The following is a 3,494-nucleotide window of genomic DNA, read 5'->3' on the forward strand; positions in this document are numbered from 1 at the left end:
GACAAAAAATAATAATTATTACTTATCAATAAATTATATATTATTCTAGTTTTATCTATATAGTAGTAATTATCTGTTATTAATTTCTTAAAATCTTGTATTCATATTGCTATTTTTTTCATATCTTTATTTTTTTAATATTACTAAATCTCTTTCATTATAATTTTTTATTTACCAAAATCAATATCTTTTCCTCGCCCGGGCGGGAATATAAAAAAGCATTTAATTACTAGTTTCAATTTGTAAATACATTCTATCAGATTTATAAAATAAATAACTTATCCAAAAATATCATAATATAATAATTATTGGTATTACTATTCATATATTTTGTTCCAAACTAATATTGTATATATAATGTGTTGATATTCAAAACAAAATTCAGAAAAATGAATATTTTAATAGTTTTTTTCTTGTTATTCAATAAGAATTTATCAATCATATATTTCATGTAAAAATTATATGTGCTATGAAACCTATTAATCATCTTGCCAAAATCAAACTAAATCATCATATTATTATAGTTGAAAATAATTTTTCTCAACTAATAAAGTTGAATAAATATACAACATTTTCAATAAAAGCAAATCATAATGCACTCAATATTGAAAAAAGCAATATATCATTACTAGATATTTTTCGTTTTTCATAAAAGTTTATTCATAACATAAACTTCATCATTTCCTCTCATATAGCAACAAATATATAATATTTGTAAATATTATCAATATCTAAATATATAAATATATATCATATAATTATAAATAAAAATGAAAACATAATATAATTTATAATAAATAATTTAGTTATATTTTTTCAATTGACTATTAAATACAAAATCATTAATATGATTGAACAATATAGCCAAAAATATAAAAATATAGATAAATTATTTATATTTTCAATATTTATAAAATTATATTTATCATATCATATTATTCATAATAAATCTGAATAATAATAAATAGAAAATCAAGCTATCAATCAAATTATTATTAATATAAATAAATATTTATACTTTTTTTGAGTATATCAAAAAATATTATCAAATAGCCAAAGCCATAAATTTAGTATTAAAAAACTAAATGGGAGTAAAATTAAAAATTTAATCATAACTAGTATTGATTTTGTTTGATAAATTTGTAAACTACAAAAACTATTTAATTATAAAAAAAATAAATCAAAAGTCAAAGATGGATATAATTAAAATTTATACAGATTGAAGTTGTTTATGAAATCCATGACCAGGTGGATATGCTAGTATACTGATATTTTGAGAAAATACAAAAAAAATATTTTGATCACAAGAAAATACAACTAATAATAGAATGGAATTACTTGCAGTGATAAAAGCTTTATCACAAATAAAAAAAAGAAAAATACCTATAGAAATAAATGTTGATAGTAAATATGTTTGTGATTGAGTTGAAAAATATTTACAAATATGGGAAAATAATTGATGGAAATTATCAAATAAACAAACTGTTAAAAATCAAGATTTATGGAAAGAATTAAGTTTATTATTAAAAAAATTTACTAGTATAAAACGAAATTGGGTAAAAGCACATAACAATAATCCAATGAATGAATTAGTAGATAAACTAGCAAGAAAAGAAGCTGAAAAAATTAAAAATAATATTTAAATATTATAAATAATAAAAAAATTATGTTAAAAATTGATTCTCTGAATGTAAAAGTAGATGAAAAAACTGTAATCAATAATTTAAATTTTGATTTTGAATTATGAAAAAATTATGCTATTTTGGGAAAAAATTGAACTTGAAAGTCATCATTATTTTTTACTATTATGTGACATCCATTTTATAAAGTAAATAGTTGAACAATATATTTAGATTGAGAAAATCTATTGCAAATGACTCCCGACCAAAGATCTAGCAAATGAATTTTTTTAGCTTTTCAAAATGTTCCTGAAATTCCTTGAATAAAATTATTTGAATTTTTGAAAATGATTTACAATTCACAATTTGATAAATCTAAACAATTAAGTTTTATGAAATTTAAAAAATTAATAGAACCTATAATAAATGAATTATGAATTTCAAAAGATTTTTTGTTTAGAGATTTAAATGTTGGATTTAGTGGTTGAGAAAAAAGAAAACTTGAATTATTACAAATTAAATTATTAAAACCTAAATATATTTTGTTGGATGAAATAGATTCTTGATTAGATGTAAATTCTTTACATAAATTATGAGATACTATTAAATCTATTTGTTCAAGTCAAACAAGTTTTATTATTATTTCACATTATTTTGATATTTATAATTATATAGATATAGATAAAACTTTGATAATTCAAGATTGAAATATATCTCAAACTTGATGAAAAGATCTTATACAAAATATTAAAAATAATTGATTTAAATAATTCATAATTATTTACAAATCTTTTATATTATTAAATATAATAAATTATGTCAGAAAATAATTTTATAGATTTGCCAGAAGATGTAAAATATGCTGTTATTCTGAAATGAATAGATGAAAATGTTATCAAAAAAATATCTATAGAAAACAATGAACCTTATTGGATGCTTGAACATAGACTTAAATCTTTGGAAATATTTAATAATATATCTATGCCAACATGGGGACCAGATATTTCTGATTTAAATTTTGATGATGTTATATTTTTTGCAAAACCTGAAGCTATGGAAAAATATGCAAAAGATTGGGAACAAGTAGACCCTAAAATTAAAGAAAAATTTGAAAGATTATGAATTCCTGATGCAGAAAGAAAATATTTAGCTTGAGCTTGATGACAATATGATTCTTCAATGGTTTATCATAAAATAAAAGATAAATGGTCTCAAAAATGAATTATATTTGAAGATATGAATGAAGCTTTACATAAACATGAGGATTTAGTAAAAAAATATTTTATGAAACTTGTATGACCTAGTGATCATAAATTTTCTGCTTTACATTGAGCAGTATGGAGTGGTTGAACTTTTATTTATATACCAAAATGAATTAAATTGGAAGAACCTTTACAAGCATATTTCAGAATGAATACAGCAAATGGTTGACAATTTGAACATACTTTGATAATAGTAGAAGATGATGCAAAATGTGATTATATTGAATGATGTTCTGCACCAAAATTTGATTCTCGTGCATTACATGCAGGTTGTGTAGAAATTTTTGTGTGAAAAAATTCTAAAATGAGATATTCATCCGTAGAAAATTGGTCTCTTGATACTTATAATTTAAATACAAAAAGATCTATAATACAAACAAATTGATATATGGAATGGATATGATGAAATTTATGAAGTTGAAAAACTATGTTATATCCTATGACAATATTAAAATGAGATAATAGTAAAGCTGATCATTTATGAATTGCATTTGCATGAGAATGACAAGTACAAGACACTTGAGCAAAAGTTTTACATATATGAAAAAACACTTCTTCAAATATTTGACAAGTAATATATCAAAATTACATCCATGATGAGTTGAATTTTTTA

General features: G+C 20.5%; 5 protein-coding genes. 3 read left to right on the forward strand and 2 right to left on the reverse strand.

The window, feature by feature from the left end; genetic code table 25:
* Both VAMP_RS06775 and VAMP_RS04855 read right to left on the reverse strand, forming a co-directional pair.
* Positions 1-122 (reverse strand): AAA family ATPase (locus VAMP_RS06775; RefSeq protein WP_213349825.1); only part of this gene is annotated, 122 nt, incomplete at its 3' end.
* Positions 123-222: 100 nt separating this feature from the next.
* Complete coding sequence (locus VAMP_RS04855) at positions 223-780, reverse strand: PrsW family glutamic-type intramembrane protease (RefSeq protein WP_213349822.1); 558 nt, start codon at positions 778-780, stop codon at positions 223-225.
* 413 nt (positions 781-1,193) lie between these two features.
* Between VAMP_RS04855 and rnhA the strand changes: the two genes are divergently transcribed.
* The 3 genes from rnhA to sufB form a co-directional block, all read left to right on the forward strand.
* Complete coding sequence (gene rnhA, locus VAMP_RS04860; protein WP_213349823.1) at positions 1,194-1,643, forward strand: ribonuclease HI; 450 nt, start codon at positions 1,194-1,196, stop codon at positions 1,641-1,643.
* Positions 1,644-1,666: 23 nt separating this feature from the next.
* Positions 1,667-2,389 (forward strand): Fe-S cluster assembly ATPase SufC, encoded by a 723-nt coding sequence (gene sufC, locus VAMP_RS04865; protein WP_244831629.1) that lies wholly within the window; start codon positions 1,667-1,669, stop codon positions 2,387-2,389.
* Between the two features lie 46 nt (positions 2,390-2,435).
* Positions 2,436-3,494 (forward strand): Fe-S cluster assembly protein SufB (gene sufB / locus VAMP_RS04870; RefSeq protein ID WP_213349824.1); only part of this gene is annotated, 1,059 nt, incomplete at its 3' end.

The organism is Candidatus Vampirococcus lugosii, assembly GCF_018420025.1.
GTDB classification, from domain to species: Bacteria; Patescibacteriota; Gracilibacteria; order Absconditabacterales; family Absconditicoccaceae; genus Vampirococcus; species Vampirococcus lugosii.